Origin of the sequence: uncultured Arthrobacter sp., assembly GCF_947493765.1 — a bacterium.
Classification (GTDB): Bacteria; Actinomycetota; Actinomycetes; order Actinomycetales; family Micrococcaceae; genus Arthrobacter_D.
Map to the genome: position 1 here is coordinate 105,153 of NZ_CANLSZ010000005.1, position 22,543 is coordinate 127,695.

Here is a 22,543-nt window from a genome sequence, read left to right on the forward strand (position 1 = left end):
GAGGATGAGTTGTCCGTCGAGGTAACCACCCCCAGTCTGATCCCTACCCTTCCCGGCCGCACCTACGTCGACGCGGCAGTGTTCGCGGCGGAGCAGGAGCGGATCTTCGAGCAGATGTGGTTCTGCGCCGTCCGCAGCTCGGACCTGGACAAACCCGGTGCCTGGCGGACGGTCCAGGTGGGCCGGGAGAGCGTCCTGATCAGCCGCAACCGGAAAGGCGGTATCCGGGCGTTCTACAACGTCTGCCGGCACCGCGGCGTCAGACTGTGCATGGAGGAGCAGGGCGAGGCCAAGCGGTCGTTCCAGTGCCCGTACCACGCGTGGACCTACGACTTCGACGGCAAGCTCATCGCGGCGCCCAATCTCACCAAGATGCCGGACATCGACCGCGACGACTACGGCCTGGCGAAGGTTCACCTCCGCGAGTATCTCGGTTACGTGTGGGTGTGCCTCGCCGATGAGCCGCCGTCCTTCGAGGAGGACGTCATGGGGGCCATCGAGGAACGGCTGGGTGACGCGCAGGCGATCGAGGGCTACGACGTCGCCAATCTCAGTGTGGGGCGGCGCATCCGGTACGAGGTGAAGGCGAACTGGAAGCTGATCATCGAGAACTTCATGGAGTGTTACCACTGCGCCACCATCCATCCGGAGCTCACGGAGGTGCTGCCGGAGTTCGCGGACGGCCTGGCCGCGCAGTACTTCGTGGGCCACGGTGCCGACTTCGGCGGGGACATCAAGGGCTTCACGGTGGACGGCTCCGAGGGACTGGAGCGCATCCCCGGCATCGACGAGGACCAGGACCGGCGCTACTACGCCATCACCATCAAGCCCACGGTCTTCGTCAATCTGGTGCCGGACCACGTGATCATCCACCGCATGTTCCCCCTGGCCGCCGACCACACGGTGGTGGAGTGCGACTGGCTCTACCTGCCCAGCGTCGTGGAGAGTGGCAAGGACGTCAGCGCCTCGGTGGAGCTGTTCCACCGCGTCAACCAGCAGGACTTCGATGCCTGCGAGCGCTGCCAGCCCGCCATGAGCTCGAGGGTCTACGCCAACGGCGGCGTCCTGGTACCCAGCGAGCACCACATCAGCGCGTTCCACGAGTGGGTCCAGGCCAGGGTGGGGGATGCCTCGTCCCACCCCTGAGCCGGTGTGCGCTCCGTTCGGTCAGCCGTCGGTGTGCCCGATCCTGGCGCTGATGCGCCGACCCGCTTCCTTCAGCTCCCCGATCAGCTCCGGCACGGCCGCGGGATCGAAGCGGAACGCCGGCCCCGAGATGCTGACGGCGCCGATCACCATGTCCAGATGGCTGACGATCGGGACGGCGACCGCGTTCAGCCCGATCTCGAACTCCTCCATCACGGTCCCGTAGCCGTCCTCGGTGACCCTGCCCAGCTCACGCTCGAGCTGGGCCCGCTCGGTGATGGTGTGCGGAGTGCGGGGAGGCAGCCCGGTCTCGGCGAGCAGGCGTTCCCGGTCCTCCGGGGGGAGCGCCGCCAGCAGCACCTTGCCGCTGGAGGTGGCGTGGAGCGGCGTCAGGCTCCCCACCCAGTCGTAGGTGGCCAAGGTCGAGGGCCCCATGGCCTGATCGAGATTGACGGCGTAGTTGGAGCGCAGCACGGCCAGATTCACCGTCTCCTTGAATTTCTCCGCCAGTCCTTCCAGGACGGGACGGGCCTCCCTCACCAGACTCAGTCTTCCGGGGATGGAGCTGGCCAGCCGTAGGATGCCGAAGCCGAGCCTGTACTTCCCGCGCTCGCTGTCCTGATGGACCAGCTCCCTGTTCACGAGCGAGGCCAGCAGGCGTGAGGCGGTGGACTTGTGGATGTTCATCTCGAGGGCGATGCTGCTCACTCCGGCGTCACCGTCGCGGGCCAGGATCTCCAGGACCGTGAGGGCGCGATCCACCGACTGCACACCACCCTGCGGGCCCGCCTCCGTCTCATTGTCGACGTCATGGGCACTTTTCGAAGCCATACTTCATCCTCTCAGAATCGAAACCCCGGACTTGTATACGGCAGTTGGGCGCCACACAGGTCGTCACCTACCGTTGAGGGATGAGTTCCTCCACCGCATCCCAGAGGCTCGTCCGGATCGGCCTCGGCGCCTTCATGACCTTCGCGGGGACGTCGCACCTGACCTTCGCGCGGGAGCCGTTCCAGGCGCAGGTCCCGGTATGGATCCCGCTGGACAAGGACCTCGTGGTGCTTGCCTCGGGCGTGGTCGAGGTGGGCCTGGGCGTCGCATTCCTCGCCCTGCCGCGCCACCGCCGCGTGGTCGGCGTCGCGCTCGCCGGCTTCTACACCGCGATCTTCCCCGGCAACATCAATCAGTACGTGCAGCGACTGGATGCGTTCAATCTGGACTCCGACGGGAAGCGGCTGGGACGCCTCTTCTTCCAGCCGGTGCTCATCGCGGGCGCACTCTGGGGTGGCGGGCTCCCCGTCCGTCACTGACGCCCCACTGACGCCCCCGACGCCCCACTGACGCGGGAATCCTCACCTCGTGTCGAGATCCTCGAACACGAGGAACGTCTGGGTGTCGAGCACGCCCGGCATGGACTGCAGTCGATCGAAGATCAGGCGCCGCAGCCCCACGTTGTCCTCGGCGCGGACCAGCAGGATCACATCGAAGTCACCCCCCACCAGCGCTATGTGGTGGACCTCCGGGACCTGCCGCAGCTGGTCCCGCAACTCCCGCCAGGAGTGCTGACGCACCTTCAGTGTGACGTAGGCCGATGACCTCAGACCCGCCTTCGCGGGGTCGATGATCGCGGTGAACTTCGTCAGGACGCCGTCCTCGGTCAATCTGGCGATACGCGAGTACGCATGGGCCCGCGAGATATGGACGCGCTCGGCCACCGCCGTCACCGACTGCCTGCCGTCCCGCGTCAGCTCCGCAAGGATCTTCCGATCCACCTCATCGAGATCTCCAGTTCCCACCCGTCCACGCCCCTCTGCGTAATCCAGCTCACTATGCCGATTCGTCCACAGAATAGCGCCTCTTGTCCTCTAGATTCCAGAATTCTGCTCGTTCGTGGCGACGAAACCTGCTCCTGGCCATACTGGTTCGACAGAGTATCCAGCGCCGGAGCCAGGCGCTGCCACGTAGGCCGCTGCAGCGGCCGGTAACGGAGGCGGAATGAGTACGGCAACGAACGAGGGCCACGAGGGCGTACTGGACGGCGTGCGAACCCGGACCGCGGACAGCGCGCTGCTGCCCTCCGCGCAACCCGTGCAACTGGTCGATCCCGAGGGACGACACACGCCCGACGACCGCTATCCACTGCCCTCCGGTGAGGAGTTGCTGGGGGCGTACGGCCGGCTCGTCTCCGGTCGCCGCATCAACGACCAGGCCAACGCACTCGTCCGACAGGGCCGGATGGCGGTCTACCCGTCCTCGCACGGGCAGGAGGCCTGCCAGGTCGCCGCCGCCGTCGTCCTCGGTGAGGAGGACTGGCTGTTCCCCACCTATCGCGACACCGTCGCCGTCGTGACCCGCGGGGTCGATCCGCTCGAGGTCTTCACCCTGCTCCGCGGCGACTGGCACAGCGGGTACGACCCCTACGAGCACAGGGTCGCAACCCAGGCCACCCCGCTGGCGACGCAGCTCCTGCACGCGGTCGGCGTGGCGCATGCCGCGAAACTGCGCGGCGAGAGCACCGTGGTCCTCGCGATGTGCGGTGACGGCGCGACGAGCGAGGGAGACTTCCACGAGGCCCTGAACTTCGCGGCGGTCTTCCACGTGCCCGTGGTCTTCTTCATCCAGAACAACGAGTTCGCGATCTCCGTGCCCCTCACGAGCCAGACCGTGGCACCCTCGCTCGCCCACAAGGCGATCGGCTACGGCATGCCGGGGGAGCGCGTGGACGGCAACGATCTCGCCGCCCTATTGGCGGTCCTCGGCTCCGCGGTGAGCCGGGCGCGCGACGGCGGAGGCCCCTCCCTCGTCGAGGCGCACACGTACCGCATGCAGGCGCACACGAACGCCGACGACGCCACGCGCTACCGGTCGGCCGACGACGTCGAGCGCTGGATTCCGAAGGATCCGCTGGTGCGGATGCGCACCTACCTGAAGGGCCTGGACCTGCTGACCGACGAGGCGGAGACCGAGCTCGCGGCAGCAGCCGACACCATCGCCTCGGTGATCCGCAAGGGGCTCAACACGGACGCCCGGATCGATCCGGCGGAGCTCTTCGAGTACGTCTACGCGGAGAAGACCTCGCAGCTGCGCGAACAGGCGGAGCAACTGCGCGAGGAGCTGGCACGGGACGCAGCTCCCGCGGATCCCGGCGTGACCGGGAATACGACGAAGGAGAACCAGCGATGACGCAGACCACCGAAGCGCCCGTCGCGGACGGCACCGGGCAACCCGGCGCCACCCCGACCCGTACAGCCCCGACCACCTCGACCTTCGCGAAGGCGCTCAACGCGGCCCTCGCCGACGCCATGGAGACCGACCCCGCCGTGCTGATGTTCGGCGAGGACGTGGGGCCGCTCGGCGGGGTCTTCCGCATCACGGACGGCCTGACCGCCCGGTTCGGCGAGGAGCGCTGCTTCGACACGCCGCTCGCCGAGGCCGGCATCATGGGCATGGCCGTGGGCATGGCCATGAACGGCATGAGGCCTGTGGTCGAGATGCAGTTCGACGCCTTCGCCTACCCGGCCTTCGAGCAGGTGGTCAGCCACGTGGCGAAGATGCCGAATCGCACCAAGGGCAGGGTCCGCCTGCCGATCGTCATCCGGATCCCCTACGCCGGCGGGATCGGCGGCGTGGAGCACCACTGCGACTCGTCCGAGGCCTACTACGCCCACACACCCGGTCTGACGGTCCTGGCTCCCGCGACCGTGCGCGACGCCTACTTCATGCTGCGCGAGGCCATCGCCTCGCCCGATCCGGTGGTGTTCCTGGAGCCCAAGAAGCTGTACTGGTCCAAGGAGGAGGTCGACCTCGCGGAACTCCGCAGGACGTTCGACGACGGCGAGGCACCGCGCCGCATCGGACGCGCCGTCGTCGCCCGCGCCGGGACCGACGCCACCCTCATCAGCTACGGGCCGTCCGTGCCCACGGCGCTCGCCGCCGCTGCGGCGGCCGCCGAGGAGGGACGCTCGATCGAGGTGATCGACCTACGCTCCATCGTCCCGTTCGACGACGGGACCGTCACCGAGAGCGTGAGGCGCACCGGTCGCGCCGTGGTTGTGGCCGAGGCGCCGGGCTTCGCCTCGGTGGCCTCGGAGATCGTGGCGCGGGTGCAGGAGCGCTGCTTCCACTCGCTCGCTGCGCCGGTGCTCCGCGTGACCGGGTTCGACATCCCCTTCCCGTCACCGAAGCTCGAGCACTTCTACCTGCCGAGCGTGGACCGCATCCTCGACGCCGTCGACGCCCTGCAGTGGGAGGCCTGACATGATTGCCGCTCCAGAGACAGCGAAACTCCTGGTCTTCGCCCTCCCCGACCTCGGGGAGGGCCTCACCGAGGCGGAGCTGGTGACCTGGCTCGTCGCCGAGGGCGACGCCGTCGCCGTCGACCAGCCGATCGCGGAGGTGGAGACCGCCAAGTCCGTGGTGGAGGTGCCCTCGCCCTTCGAGGGGACCGTCGCCGTCCTGCACGGCAGGCCCGGGCAGGTGCTCGACGTCGGCGCACCGTTCCTGTCCGTCCGTCCCGAGGGGACGGCGGCGTCCAGTGATCCGGAGGAGACGACCGCCGCCGGCGATCCCGCCCTCCTCACAGCCGCAGCCGCCGTGCGCGAGGAGGCCGGGGTGCCTGCTGCCGCGACGCAGGACAACGATGAACCACCCGTGGCCGCAGAGGGCTCGGGCAACGTGCTGATCGGGTACGGCACCCCCGGCGGCCTGACCGGGGGGCGCACGCGCCCGCGGAGGGTCGCCGCCAAGCCTGCCGGGACCGCCGAGCCTGCCCGCCCGGCTGACGGTTCTACACCCGCAGCCGCAACGCCCGCCGCCCCATCGGCTCCTACGCCGGCCGACCTGCCGTCGTCCCACGTCACATCGACTTCCGCAGGACAGGGCGCGAGAGCTCCACTCTGCATCTCCCCGCTGGTCCGCAGACTCGCCCGTGAGAACGGTCTGAGGCTCACCGAGCTGACCGGTTCGGGGGAGCAGGGCTTGATCCTGCGGCGCGATGTGATGGCGGCGATCTCAGGGAGCGCGGCACTACCCGTCACGGCCGCCGGAGCACCGGAGGAGGCACAGGACAGTGTCGACGCCGAGCCGGTCGCGGATTCCCGATCCGGTCTGGAAGTGCTGGAGCGCACACCGCTGCGCGGCGTCCGCCGGACCATCGCCGACGCCATGACGCGCAGCCGGCGGGAGATCCCCGAGGCGACCGTCTGGGTGGACGTGGACGTCTCGGCCCTGATGGAGCTGCGCGAGGGCATGAAGCGCCGCACCCCCGACGCCGTGCCGGGCATCCTGGCGTTCGTGGCGCGCTTCGTCGTCGCCGGCCTGGCCCGCTACCCGGAGCTGAACAGCCGGATCTCCACAGCCGACGACGGCACGCAGGAACTCGTGCGTGTGGACGGCGTGAACCTCGGCATCGCCGCACAGACCGACCGCGGGCTCGTGGTGCCCAGTGTCCGACGTGCGGACACCATGTCGGCTCGCGAGCTCGACGCCGAGATCCGTCGTCTCGCCGCTCTCGCGCGCGAGGGCAGGGCGACGCCGACGGAGCTGTCCTCCGGCACGTTCACCCTCAACAACTACGGCGTCTTCGGAGTCGACGGCAGCGCGGCGATCATCAACTATCCGGAGTCCGCGATCCTCGGCATGGGCCGGATCATGGACCGGCCCTGGGTGGTGGACGGTCAGCTCGCGGTCCGGAAGATCACCGAACTGACGCTCGCCTTCGATCACCGCGTCTGCGACGGCGGCACCGCCGGTGGCTTCCTGCGCTTCGTCGCGGATGCGATGGAGAACCCGGGCGGGCTGCTCGCCGACCTGTAGGACCGCGACGGTGCTCACCCCTGCACTAGGACGATCCTCACTCCCGCGCTATGACGCAACGAACTCGCGGAGCGCGTCCACGAGACGGTCCGCGTCGTCGTCGTCGGTGTAGGGCGCGACGCCGATCCGCAGGGCGGCCGTGTCCTCGAGCTCGAGGCGACGGAAGGCTTCGTAGGCGTAGAACGAGCCGGCCGGCGCGAGGATGTTCCGATCCACCAGGAACCGGTAGGCGTCCGTGGAGGACCGGCCCGGGAAGGTCACCAGCAGTGTCGGCGTCCGATCCTGGGCCTTCGAGTGCAGCGTGACGGCGTTCCCGAGGTCGGTCAGCCCTGTCTCGATGCGGGAGCGCATGGCGAGCTCGTGCTCCTCGACCACGTGTGCGGAGGCGAGAAGACGCGTACGGCGGTCGGTGGCGGCACCGGGCGCGATCGCCGCGAGGAAATCCACGGCCGCCGTAGCTCCGGCCATGATCTCGTACGGGAGGGTGCCGAACTCGAACCGCTCGGGCACCTCGTTCGTGGACGGCAGCAGCTTGTCCGGCTGCAGTGACTCCAGCAGTTCCGGGTCGGCCACGAGGACACCGCAGTGGGGCCCGAGGAACTTGTAGGGCGAACAGGCGAAGAAGTCCGCTCCCAGCGCCGTCACATCCACGGCCGCATGGGCGGTGTAGTGCACCCCGTCCACGTAGACCAGGGCGCCGACCGCGTGTGCGGCATCGGCGATGCGGCGCACCGGCGGTTTGGTGCCGAGCAGGTTCGACGCGGCGGTGATGGCCACCAGCTTAGTGCGCTCGGTGATCGCGGCTGCGACGGACGCGTCGTCGATCTCCGTGGTGTCCGGGTCGAACTCGATCCAGCGCACCGTGGCGCCGACCGATGCGGCTGCTTGCACCCACGGGCGGATGTTGGAGTCGTGGTCCAGGCGGGAGACGACGACCTCGTCCCCTGGCCGCCAGGTCCTGGCCAGATGGCGGGAGAAGTCGTAGGTGAGCTGGGTCGCGCTCCGCCCGTAGACGACACCCCGAGGATGCGCCCCGAGCAGGTCGGCCATCGCTGCCCGGAATTCGCCGACCGCTACTTCGGCGTTGGTTTCCGATCGCGTACCGGAGCCGCGGATGGACAGCGGCCTGGTGAGGGTATCGGCTATCGCGGCTCCCACCACGGTGGGGGTCTGTGTTCCACCGGGGCCGTCGAAGTGTGCGGTGCCGGTGAGCAGGGCGGGGAAGTGAGCGCGGAGGGCCGCGATGTCCAGGGTCATCCCGTTACCTTCTCAGGTGAAGGTCGATGCGGAAAGGGGCGCGGACGCGAGTCGTCATGGATCATCGCGAGAGACCCGCATCCTGTAGCAGCGCCAGGATCACGAATGAGCCAACGGAAGCCGTTCTCGTGGCTGGTCACGGCTTTTCCGGGCAGAGGACTGTCGGGATTCGAGGATGGCGTGGTCCGCGAGCTCGTGGCGTAGGGCGGGTACCAGTTTGGTTTGGAACTGCGGCGTCATGTGGACGAGATCCCGCATCACGGGAGTGTTCCCGATGAAGCTCGGGCACCAATTCTCTGTGCAGAACCAGGGCTCCGGACTCACGTAGATAGCACCGAGTTCTGCGGCGAGTTCCTGTTCGGCGGTCGCGAAGGTGTGCCACCGCGGATCGATCTGTCCGGCGCAGAAGGATGGGTCGGCGATCTTCGAATAGCACGTCTGGATATCGGTGGTGAGGGGTGGGGGCGAGAGGAACACGACGGCGCCCACGGAATCCTTGAAGCGGGAGACGATTTCCTGTGTGCTGTCCTTCCACTCCTCCGGGGTCATCGGCTCGTCCCGGCCCGCGGGGATGCGCGGCTCGTACGTGTTGGAGATGATCACCACCTCTGGTCGGAGCCTGGTGATGGCCTCCACAGCTTGCGCTTTCCGCCCTTCGCACGCTGCCACGAGCCTCGGGGAAGGATTCTTCACGAGGGTATCCGTGAAGGTACAGCCGGACGACGCGAGGCTGGTGACCGACCAGCCATCCGCGGATCCGAACACGTCTCGCGCTGTCGACGTCCAGGACATTGCGATCGAGTCGCCGACAACCACGGCGCGCCGGGCGGCATCGGGGTCACCCCACGTGCACTTGCTGATATCCAAGCGTCCGGTACCGCCGCAGGCGCTGATCTCTCCGGCAGTCAACGGTCCGTTCATCGCCTCGTCCATACTGGGCTCCAGCTGCGGCCAGTCCTCCTTCTCGAGCGCACTGCGGATCTGCTTCTGCAGAATGGCCGTCTCGTCCGACACTCCGGGCACGTCGAAGCCGGTCAGTTCGATGGCCCGGGCGTGCTCTGGTACGAGGGGCACCGCTACTGTCACCAGGACGGCCGTGAGGCCTGCAGCTATGGCGGCCCGCTGGAAACCGGCCCCCCGTGCCGTCTCGTGAGCTGCATTCCCGTCCGGCGTCGTCGTTCCGGGGGCCCCTACTTCCTGCCCGGAGAGCCACGAGGATCTACGGACAGGGTCCTCGATGAGGTGGTAGGAGAACACCGCGAGGAGGATCATCGCTGCAGCGCAGCCCAGGTAGAACAGGGGGCCCCGGCCGAGGAACACGGCGCCGCCGAGGATGATCACCGGGAAGTGCCAGAGGTACAGCGAGTAGGAGATGTTGCCGAGGTATCCGCTCACGGGATTGGTGAGTGGCAGCAGGAACCGGTGTCTGTCCGTACCGGTGCCAGCCATGATCACGAGGACCGTACCGAGGACAGGGAGAAGTGCCCACGGTGCTGGGAAGGCCGAGGACGAGTCGACGAGGAACAGCCCGGCCATCATCAGGCCGATGCCCAGCCAGGCCAGCAGCGGACGCACCCTCGCAGCGAGTCGGCTGCACAGCGGTGTCGCGCAGGCCAGAGCCGTACCGGCACCGATCTCCCAGCCGCGGGAGAACGTGGAGAAGTAGGCCTGGGTTGGTGAGGTCTGCGTTTCCCGGAAGGCCCAGGCAAAGGATGCTGCGGAGATCAGTCCGATGATGAGTCCTGCGCAGAGCCGGGCTCGCGCGGGGCCCCCGTTCGGGTGCTTCGCCACCAACGTCAGTACCAGGAGCATCACGGCGGGCCACACGAAGTAGAACTGCTCCTCGACGGACAGGGACCAGAAGTGCTGCAGGGGTGAGACCGGCACATTCGCCCGGAAGTAGTCGGTGCCAATGGCTGCGAAGCGCCGGTTGGCGTAGAACAGCGCCGCTGCCACGCCGTCCTGCGCCGTCCCGTGGAAGCGGGAGGGCCTGAAGATCGCGTAGGCCCCGAGGAGGGTCACTACGATCACGACGAGCGACGCCGGAATGATGCGCTTGATGCGCCGCCGGTAGAAGTTGCCGAAGGAGATGCGTCCGGACTTCTCGTACTCCCGGAGAAGGAGCCCCGTGATGAGGAAGCCCGAGATGACGAAGAAGATGTCCACGCCGATGAAGCCGCCGCTCGGCCAGCCGATCAGATGATCCAGTACCACCACCACGACCGCCAGGGCGCGGAGGCCCTGGATGTCCGGCCGAACGCGTGTACTCCCGGACGCAGCCTTTCGCCTGGTCCCCGCGTGAGCGGGATCGGAGGGGGGCGAGGGGTGCATGGGAGCCTTCAGGTAGCGTGCGGACGGGGTCCCCTCAACGACTGTACGACACGCTGGCGCGAGGGCGTTGTGAGAATCGACAGCGGGACGGTCCGTCACGTATCCGTGCAGCAGACCCATCGATCTGAAGCTCCGAGCAGCCGTGTTGCTTCCTACCTTGATCATCGGCCTACGGACGCTGACTCACCGCAGCACTAGTGTGGTCTGCATGCCGAAAAATACGTGGTTGGCGGCCATCGCACTGCTTCTCATCCACGCCGTCGGTGGCTTCGCCTTCTTCCTGTTCTCCCTTCCCGAGCGGTCTGAATGGGCTGCGATGACCACCGGAATCATCTGCAGCACCGTCGCAGCCCTTCTAGTGATCAACTACAGGAGAACCTACGGACCGGGATCGGCCCCACAACCGTGAACTGAAGCAGCGTTGAGCTCGGTACTCACGAGGCTGTTCCACAACCCGATCGGCATCTGAGACTTCTTCTCGAGCCGTTCCGCTCGTCCCCGTTCGTCATGTTCGGCGCGCCCGCACTGCGGCTCGACTCCTCTGACTAGGTTGGTCGGATGGGACACGACAGCCGGACGGAACCACCTGTGGCGGCCGGAGAGCGGGAGACACTGACGGGCTTTCTGGACTACTTCCGGGCAACGGTAGTGATGAAGGCCAGTGGCCTCAGCGATACCGACGGCATCAGGCGGCTCCTACCTTCGCTGACGACGGTGTCAGGATTGGTACAACACCTGACAGAGGTTGAACGGTTCTGGTTCCAGGACCGGATCGACGGGCAGCAGGACGTACCAACCCGGTGGTCGCCGGAGGATCCCGACGGCGAATTCCGGGTGGGCGAGGAGGACAGCCTGGTGAGCATCATCGAGGACTACGAGGCTGCCTGCCACCAGTCCCGCGACGTGCTCGAGCGGTATGGGCTGGAGGATCGCTGCCGCGCTGGCGACGGCGGACAGAGCGTGCGGTGGGTACTGGTGCACATGATCGAGGAAACGGGTAGGCACTGCGGTCATCTGGATATTCTGCGCGAGCTGCTGGACGGATCTACCGGGGATTAGGCCCAGAATCACGGGGCGCACCCGCAACACTCAGGCCGCGTCGGGCAGCCGAGGCACAAGAATGCCCCTACGGGACTTCGGTTGCTCGGCGACCGAGAGCGACTCTCCCACGGGTGGACTGGACCGCCCTCGCCCCGTGCCATGGAGCCGGGACCGTCCATGGGCCGGCCCAGCCGGCTCACGATCATTGCAGCCCATCCCGGGACGTAGCCCTCCGCCTGGTCAGCCTGGGCAGGGCAGGGCAGGCAGAGGACCGAATGACCGTAGGGTGGTGACGGTGAGTGAACTGATCAACGCCCCCGCCGAGACGAGCAGTACACGGGAGGGCTTCGTCCGCGTGCGCGGCGCGAGCGAGAACAACCTCCGCGCGGTCGACGTCGACTGCCCCCGCGACGCCGTCGTCGCCTTCACCGGCGTCTCCGGGTCCGGGAAGTCGTCGCTCGCGTTCGGGACCATCTTCGCCGAGGCCCAGCGCCGCTATCTCGAGTCGGTCGCACCCTATGCGCGGCGCCTCATCCAGCAGGGCAACACCCCGCACGTCGGGTCGATCACCGGGCTCCCGCCCGCCGTCGCCCTGCAGCAGCGCCGCGGAACCCCGAGTGCGCGCTCCACGGTGGGGACGCTGACCACGCTCTCCAACTCACTGCGGATGCTCTACTCCCGCGCCGGAACCTATCCCGAAGGAGTCGACGGCAGGCTGGACTCCGATGCGTTCTCGCCCAATACCGCTGCCGGAGCCTGCCCCCGCTGCCACGGCCTCGGGATAGCCCGGGACGTCACGGAGCAGACCCTCGTCCCCGACCCCTCACTGAGCATCACCGAGGGCGCCATCGCCGCGTGGCCCGGTGCCTGGCAGGGCAAGAACCTCCGGGACATCGTCCGCGAGCTCGGCTACGACATCGACATCCCCTGGCGTGACCTCCCCGAGGAGGCGCGCTCGTGGCTGCTGTTCACCGACGAGCAGCCCGTGGTCGACGTCACTCCGCAGCGGGACCGGATCGCCAAACCCTACAAGGGGCGGTTCTGGAGCGCGAAGAGCTACGTCATGCACACCCTGCACGACTCGAAGAGCCAGCAGATGCGGGATCGCGTGCTGCCGTTCATGGAATCGGGCCCCTGCACCCTGTGCGGAGGGACCGGACTGCGCGCCGAGGCCCTCGCCGTGACGTTCGCGGGACTGCCCATCTCGGAAGCGAACGCCCTGCCGCTCGCGGAGCTGGCGGCGCACCTCGCGCCGGCCGCCGCCGTCGAACACCCGACCGCCGCACACCGCTCGTCCAGCTCGGGGGAGCGGACGGAGGTCTCCGTGACCATCAGCCGGGACCTGATCCAGCGGCTCGAGGTGCTGGTGGACCTGGGACTGGGCTACCTGAGCCTCGACCGGGCCACGCCCACACTCTCCCCGGGCGAGATGCAGCGCCTGCGCATCGCGACCCAGCTGCGCTCCGGTCTGTTCGGCGTGATCTACGTGCTCGACGAGCCCTCCGCCGGTCTGCATCCCGCCGACGTGGAACCGCTCCTGGGCGTCCTGGAGGCACTGAAGGACGCCGGCAACACCGTCTTCGTGGTGGAGCACAACATGGACGTGGTGCGGCGGGCCGAGTGGATCGTCGACGTCGGGCCGCTCGCGGGCCAGGGCGGCGGCACCATCGTCTACAGCGGGCCCGTCGAGGGGCTGAGGGATGTGCCCGAATCCCTGACGGCGCCCTTCCTGGCGCCGACCACGGCCCCGGACACCGCCGAACCCCGCGAGCCCTCGGGCTGGCTGCACCTCGAAGGCATCCACCGCCACAATCTCGTGGGGCTCGACGCCGACATCCCCGTGGGTGTCCTCACCGCCGTCACCGGGGTGTCCGGCTCCGGCAAGTCCACCCTCGTCAGCACCGTCCTCGCCGAGGGCGTGGGGCGGCACGTCCGCAACGACACCCCGGCGGACACCGAGCCCGACGAGGACGCGGTGACCGGCGCGGTGGTCGCCGGGATCAGGGGCCTCGAGCACATCGACCGCCTCGTCAGCGTGGACCAGAAGCCCATCGGCCGGACGCCCCGCTCCAACCTGGCCACGTACACGGGACTCTTCGACGCCGTCCGGAAAGCTTTCGCGGCCACCCCGGACGCGCGCGCGAAGGGCTTCGGCATGGGCCGTTTCTCCTTCAATGTCCCGGGCGGGCGGTGCGAGACCTGCCAGGGCGAGGGCTTCGTCTCGGTGGAGCTCCTGTTCCTGCCCGGCAGCTACGGCCCCTGCCCCACCTGCCACGGCGCGCGCTACAACGACGAGACACTGACGGTCACCCTGCGCGGGCGAACCATCGCCGACGTGCTCGGCATGATGGTCGACGACGCCGAGGTCTTCCTGGCCGACATCCCCGCAGCGGCCCGGTCCCTGGAGACCCTCCGCGAGGTGGGGCTGGGCTATCTGCGTCTCGGCCAGCCGGCCACGGAGCTCTCCGGCGGGGAGGCCCAACGCATCAAGCTGGCCACCGAACTGCAGCGTGCCCGCAGGGGCCACACCCTGTATCTCCTGGACGAACCGACCACGGGCCTGCACCCGGCCGACGTCGTCCTGCTCCTCGCGCAGCTCCGGAAGCTCGTGGGGGCCGGGAACACCGTGGTGGTCGTGGAGCACACCATGGCCGTGGTGGCGGCAGCGGACTGGGTGATTGATCTGGGGCCCGGTGGAGGGTCGGCCGGCGGGACCATCGTGGCCAGCGGCACACCCCGGCAGATCGCCGACCTCGACCGCGGAACGAGCATCACGGCGCCCTACCTCGCCGAGTACCTCGACCAGCGCGTCCCCGCCGCCTGACCGGCCGCGTGACGCCGCGACGCGGTGACCCGGGCCCGTCGACGCGAGGGCGCGGTCTGGGGATGACCCGAGGTGTTGCACACGGCACGGGACCATTTGTTGCAGGGGCCGTTCGGCGGTCTACTGGGACCATGACATTTCGCGGTACCTGGCGGGGCCTCCAGCTCCTCGTCGGCCTGTTCCTGTACGGGTTCTCGCTCGCCATGATGATCAGGGCCACGCTCGGGGTCTCGCCGTGGGACGTCCTGGGCCAGGGTGGGGCACTGCAGACCGGCATCCCGTTCGGGTTCATGACCAACATCATCGGGGTGGTGGTGCTCATCCTCTGGATCCCGCTGCGGCAACGCCCGGGTATCGGGACCGTCCTCAATGTGCTGCTCGTGGGCCCCAGCGCCGAGGCCGGACTCGCACTCCTGGGCGAGCCGGATCAGCTGTGGGCCCGGATCCTGCTGTTCACCGGCGGACTGGTGCTGCTCGCGATCGCCAGCGGCCTCTACATCGGGGCGAGGCTGGGTCCCGGACCACGCGACGGGCTCATGACGGGCCTCCACGACCGCTTCGGGTTGCCCATCTGGTTCGTCCGTACGGCCATCGAGGGGACGGTCCTGCTGCTGGGCTGGTGGCTCGGTGGCTCCGTGGGTCTCGGCACAGTGGCCTTCGCCCTGCTCATCGGGCCGATGATCAACATCGCCCTCCCGGTGTTCCGCATCCCGGAGTCTCCTCGGAGGCCACTCGACGACGACGACGTCATCGCGAGAGGCCCGGCCGCCGGCGGCGCAGCACCTGCGGGCGGGACCGCCGACTGAGCGTCCTGCTGGGCACTGCTCACCGGCGAACGAGGGTCAGAGGTAGGGCCGCAGCGGTATCAGGACCGTCTCCGCGATGCGCGCCGCGGGGTGGCGCCTGCTCCACTCCTCGGCGTCGACGATGCGGCAGTTGGCGCTGTCGACGGTGAAGATCCGCTCCATGTCGGCGGCGAAGCCCTCGTCCTGGATCTCGAGGTCTATCTCGTAGTTGAACTCGAGGCTGAGCCGGTCGATGTTGGCCGTGCCGACGATGGACCACTGGCCGTCGATGCTGGCCGTCTTGGCGTGGATCATGGCGTTCCGGTACAGCAGGATGGTGATGTTCTCCCGCAGGAGCGTGGTGTAGAAGCCGCGGGACAACCAGTCCGTCAGGATGTGGTTCGAGACCTCCGGCACGATCACCCGCACGTCCACGCCGCGCCGGGACGCCTCGATGAGGGCCTTGAGCACCTGCTGGTCGGGGATGAAGTACGCCGTCGTGAGATGGATGTACTCCTGGGCGCGGCTGATGGCGTCCAGGTACACGCTGCGGATCGGGAAGACCCGATTGACCGGCATGTTGTTGATGGCACGGATCGGAGGGTTCCACGCCGTCGGATTCAGCGGTGAGAGACCGGGGTGCTTGGTGGCGAGACTGTTCCAGACCTGCGCGAAGGAATGCCCCAGCTCGAACGCCGTCGTCCCCTCCAGCCGGAGGTGGGTGTCGCGCCATTCGGTCGCGTAGAGGGACCCGAGGTTGTACCCGCCCACGAAGCCCAGGCCCTGGTCCACCACGAGGAGCTTGCGGTGGGTCAGCCCTGTGGCACGGCGGGGGCTGAGCAGCAGGGTCGGATCGAAGGCGGGGAAGCGGAGGACCCGCACCTCGGGGTGGAAGCTGTAGAAGGACCGAGGGACCACCAGATTCCCGAACTGGTCGTAGATCACGTACACCTCCACGCCGCGGGCCGCTGCCCTGTTCACGGCGTCGCGGATCTGCCGGCCCACCTCGTCGCCCTTCCAGATGAAGGTCTCCAGCAGGATGCGCGTCTGCGCTCCGTCGATCGCGGCAATCATGTCCCGGTAGAGATCGGCGCCGTAGGTGTAGGTGGTGATCCGCGTGTCACCCACCGTGCTGTGGAAGGTGCCCGGGCGGGGGAAACCCGTTCGGCGGGCCCGCCCCTTCTTCTTCACGGCATCCGTGACCAGCAGCACGGCGATGACCACGCCCTGCAGGGTGAGGAAGCCCGCGGCGAGCCAGGCCGCGGTCCGGCGGATCGGATGGAAACCGGCACTGCGCGTCAGCCACGTCATGCTCGGAGCCTACTCAATCCCGCACCGCCCGTCTGCAGCCGTCGGAGCACGGCGGTCGTACAGCGGGCCGGTCAGGCCTCGTGCTCCCGCGTGGCCTCGGTGAGGAAGCCGCGGAGCAGTGCGGCGGTTCCCTCGAGGTGTTCCAGCATCAGGGCCCGTGCAACGGTCGGGTCCCCGGCCAGGATCGCCTCGACGATGCTGGTGTGCTGGAGGTCCGAGTGCTCGATGTTCCGCTCCAGGAAGGGGATGCGGTCCAGCAGATCGCTCGTGGCGGCGCGTGCCTCGGCGACGGCTGCGGCCAGGCGGGGGGAGCCGCCCAGCTCGGCGATGGTGATGTGCAGGCGTGCATCCAGGGGACGGTACTGTCCGGGGCCGGCGCCGGACACCGAGCGGAGCCCGTCGAGCAGCCGGGTGCGGTCGGACGCCGTGAGCGTCGAGTCGGCAGCCAGGGCTGCCGCCGCCGGTTCCACGGCGGCCCGGAAGGCGAGGACGTCCTCCACGGCCGCCCGGTCCTGGCTCCCCAGGGCCGCACCCTGCGAGGGCAACTCCGGGGCGACGACTGCTCCGCCGTACCGTCCGCGCTGGATGCTCAGGTACCGGGCCTGCTGCAGTTCCGCCAGGGCGTCGCGCAGGGTGGCCCGGGAGACGCCGAGGACCTTGGCCAGTTCGCGTTCGGCCGGCAGGCGTTCACCGGCGGGGAAGAGGCCGATCTTGATACCGCGCAGCAGGTGCTCCACGGTCTCCTCGAAGGCGTTGCCCGTCCGGACCGAGCCGAGCAGCCGGTAACGCGGGTGGAGTCCCGGGGCTGCGTCGTCCGTGATGTTCATGACGCCAGCATCCCACGAAGCCTGCTCCACGAGCTGTGGTCCGATCGGGAACCATGCGAAAGTTCCCTCCCCTCGAGGGGTTGACGCGGGTATGTGTTCTGACTCACAGTGAGTCAGGTCAAAGGACTGAAATTGGTCCATTGATGATCCGACGGCAGAGATCCAGCAGAGCTTCCTCCTTCCCAGAACGGACGACTCATGGCGCGAACATCCCGCATCGACTACGGAGCTGTGGACAAGGACTATCTGGAGCACCGTCGGCTCAAAAGAGGCGCAGCCGGCTGGATCCTGCTCGCAGGCCTCGGCGTCGCCTACGTCATCTCGGGGGACTTCTCCGGCTGGAACCTGGGTCTCGCCGTGGGCGGCTGGGGCGGACTCCTCATCGCCTTCCTGCTCATGGGCCTCATGTACACGTGCATGGTGTTCGGGCTCGCGGAGATGTCCTCAACCCTCCCGACAGCGGGGGCCGGCTACGGTTTCGCGCGGCGCGCCCTCGGACCGCTGGGAGGCTTCGCCACCGGCATGGCCGTGCTCATCGAGTACGCGGTGGCGCCCGCGGCCATCGCCACCTTCATCGGAGGCTACATCGAGGCACTCGGGCTCTTCGGACTGACCAACTCGTGGCCCGTCTACCTCGTGACGTACGTGGTGTTCATCGGCATCCACCTCTGGGGTGTCGGTGAGGCGCTGAAGGTCATGTTCGGCATCACCGCGATCGCCGTCGTGGCGCTGGTCATCACGGTGATCGGACTGGTCCCGCACTTCCGGACCGACAATCTCTTCGACATCGTCCCCGACGGATCGACCGGGTCCAGTGCGTTCCTGCCCTTCGGTATCCCGGGTGTCCTGGCCGCGCTGGTCTTCGGGATCTGGTTCTTCCTGGCCATCGAGGGCGTGCCGCTGGCTGCCGAGGAGTCCTCGGACCCCAAGCGGGACATGCCGCGCGGCATCATCGTCGCCATGGTGTTCCTCCTCGTCTCCGGGGCGGCGATGCTCGTGCTGGTCCCCGGTACAGCGGGGGCCTCGGCCATGGGCGGGTCCGACTCGCCACTCCCGGAGGCACTCCGGGCGGTCGCCGGTGGCGACTCCGTCCTGGCCGACGTCGTGAACTACGCCGGTCTCGCGGGCCTGGTGGCCAGTTTCTTCTCGATCGTGTTCGCCTACTCGCGACAGCTCTTCGCGCTGTCCCGCGCGGGCTATCTGCCCAGGGCGCTCTCCCTCACCACCTCGCGGCACACTCCGTGGCTCGCGCTCGTGGTCCCGGGAACGATCGGGTTCATCCTGGCGTCGGTGACCGGCAACGGCGGCCTGTTGATCAACATCGCGGTCTTCGGTGCCACGCTCTCGTACGTGCTGCTGAACCTGAGCCACATCATGCTCCGCGTCAAGGAGCCCGACCTGGAGCGCGGCTACCGGACGCCGGGCGGTGTGGTCACCACAGGGATCGCGCTCGTCCTGGCCGTGGTCGCGCTGGTCGCGACCTTCGTCCTGGACGTGGTGGCCGCCAGCATCACCGCCGGGGTGTTCCTCGTGGCCCTGGCGTACTTCTGGTTCTACAGCCGTCACCACCTGGTGGCGAGCGCACCCGAGGAGGAGTTCGCCCTGCTCCAGGACTCCGAGAAGTCCCTGAAATAGAGCCTGCGTCCCAGTGCCCCACCCGAGGAGAGAACAATGACGTCACATCCGCGCAACGAGAAGATGCTCACCGTGGACCAGCTCCGGCAGTCCATCGACGACGGCGAGATCGACAGTGTGATCCTGGCCTTCACCGATATGCAGGGGCGCCTGCAGGGGAAGGTCATCCACGGCGGTTTCTTCCTCGAGTCCGCCCTGGAGCACGGCTCCGAGGCCTGCAACTACCTCCTGTCCGTCGACACGGAGATGAACACAGTCGCCGGGTACGCCATGTCCAGCTGGGACAAGGGCTACGGGGACATGGAGTTCGATCTGGATCTGGACACCATCCGGCGCGTGCCCTATCTGGAGAAGACGGCCATGATCCAGGCCGATCTCAACTACACCACCGGTGAGCGCGTCTCCGTCTCCCCGAGGAGCCTCCTGCGCTCCCAGCAGGAGAAGGCCGCGGCCCAGGGGTACCGGGCCGTCTCAGGGACGGAACTGGAGTTCATGATCTACAACACCAGCTACGAGGAGGCGCAGCGCGGCAACTACCTGGAGCTGACACCGGCCAATCTCTACAACGTCGACTACTCGATCCTCGGGTCCATGCGGGTGGAACCGCTGCTGCGCGACATCCGCAACACCATGTTCGAGGCCGGCATGATCGTCGAGTCGGCCAAGGGCGAGTGCAACTTCGGGCAGCACGAGATCGCCTTCCGGTACGACGACGTCATCACGACGGCGGACAACCACGTCTTCTACAAGCTCTCGGCCAAGCAGATGGCGGCGCAGCGCGGGCAGGCGGTGACCTTCATGGCCAAGCCGAACGCACGCGACGGCTCCTCCTGCCACATCCACATGTCCCTGCGCGGCACCGAGGGCGACCTGGTCTTCTGGGACGCCGACACGGGGGAGCGCACCGCGCTGTACAACCACTTCATCGCCGGGGTGCTGGCCACCATGCGGGACTTCACCCTCTTCTACGCGCCCAACATCAACTCCTACAAGCGCTTCGCGAAGGGCTCCTTCGCCCCCACCGCCGTCGCCTGGGGACTGGACAACCGCAGCTGCTCGGTGCGCCTGGTGGGCAAGGGGCACTCCGCGCGGATGGAGAACAGGCTGCCCGGCGCGGACGCGAACCCCTATCTCGCGCTGGCCGCGATGCTCGCCGGGGGCCTCTACGGCATCGAGCACGAACTGGAACTGCCACCCATGACGGAGGGGAACGCCTACGACTCCGACGCGCAGCACGTGCCCCACACCATGGCGGAGGCCAGGGAGCTCTTCGCCACCTCCGCCATCGCCCGGGAGGTCTTCGGGGACGAGGTCGTGGAGCACTACACGCACTACGCGGACATCGAGCTGGAGCAGTTCAACGCGGCCATCACGGACTGGGAAGTCCACCGCGGATTCGAGCGCCACTGATGGGGGATGCCATGCAGTCCAGGCCCAGGATCGGTCTCACCACCTACTGGCAGGAGGCGTCGTGGGGTGTGTGGGAGGATCGCGCCGCCATCGTCCCGGGGAAGTACGTCACCGGGGTCGTGGCCGCGGGCGGTACCCCTCTCCTGCTGCCTCCGGTGGGTACCGACGAATCGGTCCTCTCCGTCCTGGACGGCCTGATCGTGATCGGCGGGGTGGACGTGGACCCGGCCAACTACCGGGCCGATCCGCACCCCACCACCGCGGCGCAGCCCGAACGTGACGACCACGACATCCGGCTCACCCGGGCAGCGCTCGAGACCGGCGTGCCGCTCTTCGCGATCTGCCGTGGCGCGCAGATCCTGAATGTGGCCCTCGGGGGCACCCTGTTCCAGCATGTGCCCGATCTGCTCCCTGAATCGCGCTACCAGCCCTCCCCGGGGGTGTACGGCACCGTGGAGTTCACCACGGAGCCGGGGACGCTGACGGCAGAGCTGCTCGGGCACGAGGGCACGGCCCCGTGCTACCACCACCAGTCCGTGGACCGGCTCGGAGCCGGACTCCGCCCCACCGCGTGGGCACCCGACGGGACCATCGAGGCCGTCGAGTGCACGGACGCACCCGGCTGGGCGCTGGGCGTGCAGTTCCATCCGGAGGAGAACCCGGCCGATGCCCGGCTCTTCACGGGGTTCGTGGACGCCGCCGCCCGCTACCACCAGCGTCAGGAGAGCCTCACGTGAGCAGCTTCACCGTCCTCAACCCCTCCACCGGTGCCGCGATCCAGGACGTCGCGCTGGCCGACGTCGCTGCGACCGACAGGGCCATCGAGGCAGCCGCCACCGCCTTCCCGGCCTGGCGCGCCGTGGCTCCGGCCGATCGGGGCCGGCTGCTGCGGCGGTTCGCCGACATGGTGGACTCCGATCTGGAGCACCTCGCCACCCTGGAGGTGGCCAATGCTGGGCACACCATCGGCAATGCGCTCTGGGAGGCAGGCAATGTGCGGGACGTGCTGACCTACTACGCCGCGGCGCCCGAACGGCACTCCGGCCGGCAGATCCCGGTGGCCGGGGGAGTGGACATCACCTTCAACGAGCCGCTGGGGGTGGTGGGGGTGATCGTCCCGTGGAACTTCCCCATGCCGATCGCCGGCTGGGGGTTTGCGCCCGCGCTCGCGGCCGGCAACACCGTGGTTCTCAAGCCCGCCGAGCTGACGCCCCTGACCGCGATCCGGCTCGGTGAACTGGCCCTGCAGGCGGGCATCCCCGAGGGTGTCTTCACCGTGGTGCCCGGCAAGGGATCGGTGGTCGGCGAGCGCTTCGTCACCCACCCGTCGGTGCGGAAGGTCGTCTTCACCGGATCGACCGCCGTCGGGAAGCGGGTCATGGCCGGATGCGCCGAGCAGGTCAAGCGCGTCACGCTGGAACTCGGGGGCAAGAGCGCCAACATCATCTTCGGCGACGCCGATCTCGACAGAGCCGTCGCCAGCGCACCGGGCGGTGTGTTCGACAACGCCGGGCAGGATTGCTGCGCCCGCTCCCGCATCCTCGTCCAACGCTCCGTCTACGAGAAGTTCCTCGGTCTGCTCGAGCCCGCGGTGAAGGCCTTCCGGGTCGGTGACCCGTCCGACGAGAGCACGGAGATGGGACCCCTCATCTCGGCGGCCCAGCACGCCACGGTGTCGTCCTTCGTGTACGACGGCGACGGCCGGCCCAGCGCCGAGGTCGCGTTCCAGGGGACCGCGCCGTCCGGGGACGGCTTCTGGTTCCCGCCGACGGTCCTCACGCCGTCCGACGCCGGGGCGCGCTCCCTGCGGGAGGAGATCTTCGGACCGGTGGTCGCCGTCGTGCCCTTCGACGACGAGGCCGATGCCCTGCGCATCGCCAACGACTCGGACTTCGGGCTCTCGGGGTCCATCTGGACGTCCGACGTCGGTAGGGCGCTGCGGGTCTCGCGCGGCGTCGAGGCGGGGAACCTGTCGGTGAACTCGCACTCCTCGGTCCGCTACGCCACGCCGTTCGGAGGCTACAAGCAGTCGGGTCTGGGCCGTGAGCTGGGCCCCGATGCCCTCGATGCCTTCAGCGAGGTCAAGAACGTGTTCATCTCGACCGACTGACCGCCGACCACCCATTCGTCACCACGCAAGGAATCAAGGAGTGCCATGGCTG

Annotated in this window: 19 protein-coding genes; 13 read left to right on the forward strand and 6 right to left on the reverse strand. The window is 68.4% G+C overall.

Translation table 11 applies throughout. From position 1 onward, the window contains the following. Positions 1-9: 9 nt before the first annotated feature. The gene (locus Q0747_RS09465) at positions 10-1,146 is read left to right on the forward strand and encodes an aromatic ring-hydroxylating dioxygenase subunit alpha (RefSeq protein ID WP_298253951.1); all 1,137 of its coding nucleotides are present in this window, start codon (positions 10-12) and stop codon (positions 1,144-1,146) included. A 21-nt stretch (positions 1,147-1,167) separates the two neighbouring features. Here the strand turns inward: Q0747_RS09465 and Q0747_RS09470 are convergent, their stop codons facing one another. After that, positions 1,168-1,977 (reverse strand): IclR family transcriptional regulator, encoded by an 810-nt coding sequence (locus Q0747_RS09470; RefSeq protein ID WP_298253972.1) that lies wholly within the window; start codon positions 1,975-1,977, stop codon positions 1,168-1,170. A gap of 80 nt (positions 1,978-2,057) precedes the next feature. On the opposite strand from Q0747_RS09470, the gene Q0747_RS09475 reads away from it, so the two are divergent. Further along, complete coding sequence (locus tag Q0747_RS09475) at positions 2,058-2,456, forward strand: hypothetical protein (RefSeq protein ID WP_298253974.1); 399 nt, start codon at positions 2,058-2,060, stop codon at positions 2,454-2,456. A 42-nt stretch (positions 2,457-2,498) separates the two neighbouring features. Here the strand turns inward: Q0747_RS09475 and Q0747_RS09480 are convergent, their stop codons facing one another. Continuing rightward, positions 2,499-2,942: an Lrp/AsnC family transcriptional regulator gene (locus Q0747_RS09480; RefSeq protein ID WP_298253976.1), complete on the reverse strand. Its 444-nt coding sequence runs from the start codon at positions 2,940-2,942 to the stop codon at positions 2,499-2,501. Positions 2,943-3,141: 199 nt separating this feature from the next. On the opposite strand from Q0747_RS09480, the gene pdhA reads away from it, so the two are divergent. The 3 genes from pdhA to Q0747_RS09495 are packed head-to-tail and all read left to right on the forward strand — an operon-like array spanning position 3,142 to position 6,960. Further along, positions 3,142-4,329 carry a pyruvate dehydrogenase (acetyl-transferring) E1 component subunit alpha gene (gene pdhA / locus Q0747_RS09485; protein WP_298253978.1) on the forward strand — a complete coding sequence of 396 codons (1,188 nt, stop codon included), beginning with the start codon at positions 3,142-3,144 and terminating at the stop codon, positions 4,327-4,329. Next, complete coding sequence (locus Q0747_RS09490; RefSeq protein ID WP_298253980.1) at positions 4,326-5,402, forward strand: alpha-ketoacid dehydrogenase subunit beta; 1,077 nt, start codon at positions 4,326-4,328, stop codon at positions 5,400-5,402. Before pdhA ends, Q0747_RS09490 begins: the two co-directional genes overlap by 4 nt. 1 nt (position 5,403) lies before the next feature. Then, positions 5,404-6,960: a dihydrolipoamide acetyltransferase family protein gene (locus Q0747_RS09495; protein ID WP_298253982.1), complete on the forward strand. Its 1,557-nt coding sequence runs from the start codon at positions 5,404-5,406 to the stop codon at positions 6,958-6,960. Between the two features lie 48 nt (positions 6,961-7,008). Here Q0747_RS09495 and Q0747_RS09500 read toward each other — a convergent pair whose 3' ends face one another. Together Q0747_RS09500 and Q0747_RS09505 are read right to left on the reverse strand one after the other, a co-directional pair. Then, a complete protein-coding gene (locus Q0747_RS09500) occupies positions 7,009-8,217 on the reverse strand; it encodes a cysteine desulfurase-like protein (RefSeq protein WP_298253984.1) in 1,209 nt (402 codons plus the stop codon). Between the two features lie 99 nt (positions 8,218-8,316). Further along, positions 8,317-10,548, reverse strand: coding sequence for an acyltransferase family protein (locus Q0747_RS09505; protein WP_298253986.1), 2,232 nt, complete (start codon positions 10,546-10,548; stop codon positions 8,317-8,319). A 226-nt stretch (positions 10,549-10,774) separates the two neighbouring features. Between Q0747_RS09505 and Q0747_RS09510 the strand changes: the two genes are divergently transcribed. From Q0747_RS09510 to Q0747_RS09525, 4 genes are all read left to right on the forward strand, one after another. Next, the gene (locus Q0747_RS09510) at positions 10,775-10,957 is read left to right on the forward strand and encodes a hypothetical protein (RefSeq protein ID WP_298253988.1); all 183 of its coding nucleotides are present in this window, start codon (positions 10,775-10,777) and stop codon (positions 10,955-10,957) included. A gap of 149 nt (positions 10,958-11,106) precedes the next feature. Further along, positions 11,107-11,607, forward strand: a complete 501-nt coding sequence (locus Q0747_RS09515) for a DinB family protein (protein WP_298253989.1) — start codon at positions 11,107-11,109, stop codon at positions 11,605-11,607. Positions 11,608-11,884: 277 nt separating this feature from the next. Continuing rightward, positions 11,885-14,413, forward strand: coding sequence for an excinuclease ABC subunit UvrA (locus Q0747_RS09520; RefSeq protein WP_298253990.1), 2,529 nt, complete (start codon positions 11,885-11,887; stop codon positions 14,411-14,413). A gap of 131 nt (positions 14,414-14,544) precedes the next feature. Beyond that, a complete protein-coding gene (locus Q0747_RS09525; protein WP_298253992.1) occupies positions 14,545-15,219 on the forward strand; it encodes a YitT family protein in 675 nt (224 codons plus the stop codon). Positions 15,220-15,255: 36 nt separating this feature from the next. Here Q0747_RS09525 and Q0747_RS09530 read toward each other — a convergent pair whose 3' ends face one another. Next, positions 15,256-16,509, reverse strand: coding sequence for a phosphatidylserine/phosphatidylglycerophosphate/cardiolipin synthase family protein (locus tag Q0747_RS09530; RefSeq protein ID WP_298253994.1), 1,254 nt, complete (start codon positions 16,507-16,509; stop codon positions 15,256-15,258). A gap of 71 nt (positions 16,510-16,580) precedes the next feature. Then, entirely contained in the window at positions 16,581-17,336 is a 756-nt protein-coding gene (locus Q0747_RS09535) for a FadR/GntR family transcriptional regulator (RefSeq protein ID WP_298253996.1), read from the reverse strand. Between the two features lie 198 nt (positions 17,337-17,534). On the opposite strand from Q0747_RS09535, the gene eat reads away from it, so the two are divergent. From eat to Q0747_RS09555, 4 genes are read left to right on the forward strand one after another with little or no spacing between them, the layout of a single operon-like run. Further along, positions 17,535-18,971, forward strand: a complete 1,437-nt coding sequence (gene eat, locus Q0747_RS09540) for an ethanolamine permease (protein WP_298253998.1) — start codon at positions 17,535-17,537, stop codon at positions 18,969-18,971. A 36-nt stretch (positions 18,972-19,007) separates the two neighbouring features. Continuing rightward, positions 19,008-20,381 carry a glutamine synthetase family protein gene (locus Q0747_RS09545; protein ID WP_298254000.1) on the forward strand — a complete coding sequence of 458 codons (1,374 nt, stop codon included), beginning with the start codon at positions 19,008-19,010 and terminating at the stop codon, positions 20,379-20,381. Positions 20,382-20,392: 11 nt separating this feature from the next. Then, complete coding sequence (locus tag Q0747_RS09550; protein WP_298254002.1) at positions 20,393-21,118, forward strand: gamma-glutamyl-gamma-aminobutyrate hydrolase family protein; 726 nt, start codon at positions 20,393-20,395, stop codon at positions 21,116-21,118. Then, positions 21,115-22,491, forward strand: a complete 1,377-nt coding sequence (locus tag Q0747_RS09555) for an aldehyde dehydrogenase (RefSeq protein WP_298254004.1) — start codon at positions 21,115-21,117, stop codon at positions 22,489-22,491. Before Q0747_RS09550 ends, Q0747_RS09555 begins: the two co-directional genes overlap by 4 nt. Positions 22,492-22,543 lie beyond the last annotated feature (52 nt).